The organism is Lysinibacillus sp. NPDC056185 (genome assembly GCF_047737915.1).
Lineage (GTDB): Bacteria > Bacillota > Bacilli > Bacillales_A > Planococcaceae > Lysinibacillus.
In genome coordinates this window covers 1-1,382 of sequence record NZ_JBLLLQ010000093.1, presented here as the reverse complement: position 1 = coordinate 1,382, position 1,382 = coordinate 1, and the positions used below count along the sequence as shown (strand labels likewise).

Genomic DNA, 1,382 nt, shown 5'->3' with positions numbered 1-1,382 from the left:
AAGGCGCCCCAATGGTTCGATGACGGGGAAATGGCACCCTGGATCACCCCCGAGGCCCTGGCCGAGGCACAGGAGACCGCAGCCACCACCGAGTTCATGCCCGGCGGGGACTTCGCACCCAAGGTCCCCACGGTTGTCCCGGGCCACGCCAGCACGGGGGTCGGGGTGCCCAGCCCCAGGTCAGAGCCGGGACACGGTGCCTCCGGGACGGCCGAGGGGACAGCGGCCGGGACAGCCGGAGCATCGGCCGGCCTTGCCGCCGAGGTGGCCGAGGACCAGGCGCTGCCGGAGACCTACAGCCTGCGTGAGCACTGCGAGCGCGGCACCCTCCCGTGGGGCTACGAGACCGCCCGCAAGTACCTGCTCCAGCGTTCCGAGAAGCGCGGGATCACCGTTCCCGAAGGCATCAGTGACGGAAAGGTCACCTACTACACCGAGGATGAGCTAAGGGAATGGCTCTGGGAATGGAAAGACAAGACACCCGCGTAACCTGCTGATTTGCACAACGACGGCCCCGGGCTCTACAGTCCGGGGCCGTCGGCATTCCTACCCGAAAGGAAGCGTGAATGTACCTCTCAGACAGCTACCGCCCGCCCTCCTGTGAGGACTGCGGCGGAAGCCGATGCAGCCTATGCGGAAAGCATTACTGCTGCGATGAATGCCCCAACTGCGGAGGCGGCTGCATCTGTGATTGCAACTGCCCCACCCTGCGAGAGGATGACGGAATCTGGTAACCAAATCAAAGCGGCCGGATAAGCCTTTCCATAAGCCCGTAATAATCGTCTTGATAAACTCGTCTGCACGCTGGCAATTCGGGGCGACGGGCATTAGACCAGGTAATTCGGTCAGAGAAATTGCGGGCGGCCCCCTCGAAGGGTCGCCCGCAGTGCGTTTGCCCAGGTCAGCGGGCTGCGAACGCTCAAGAGGCCCAGAGCGGCCAGCCGGTGACCACCCCTCAGAGAGGGTGTGGCCACGATCCACCAACCGTACATGCTGCATCAGGTGTCGATGCCCCCACGTAGCGATCTGTACCCATCTCAGAGCCTCTGACGAGCCGTCTGGACTCATCCCCCCGAGAAGGGGTGAGAAGCCGTCAGCAAGGCATACAGAGCCGCAGCGTGGGGGTGTGGGGTGGCCCAGACTCTATCTAGACTACGTTTTGATGCACACCACCACGGGCAGTCGCAAAGAAGAGCCGCCCGGCCACCCCTCCCCGTAGCCAGCCGCCCGCGTAGCGGGCCCCCAGGGAGGGAGCGAAGCGGACGACCGAACTGGCCAAAGGCCAGTCCTCCCCGCCCGGCCATCGGCCGGGGCTCGGCGCAGCCGAGCAAGTCACCGCGAAGCAGTGACACACCGTCACGAAGTGACGGTCACTGCCAGAG

General features: G+C 65.0%; 2 protein-coding genes. One reads left to right on the top strand and one right to left on the bottom strand.

Translation table 11 applies throughout. The features are described 5' to 3' along the window. Positions 1 to 489, top strand: a 489-nt coding sequence (locus ACMZ42_RS27065; RefSeq protein ID WP_415733433.1) for a hypothetical protein, incomplete at its 5' end; no start/stop codon positions are given. Between the two features lie 140 nt (positions 490 to 629). Here ACMZ42_RS27065 and ACMZ42_RS27060 read toward each other — a convergent pair. Continuing rightward, positions 630 to 803 carry a hypothetical protein gene (locus tag ACMZ42_RS27060; RefSeq protein WP_415733432.1) on the bottom strand — a complete coding sequence of 58 codons (174 nt, stop codon included), beginning with the start codon at positions 801 to 803 and terminating at the stop codon, positions 630 to 632. Positions 804 to 1,382: the final 579 nt, after the last annotated feature.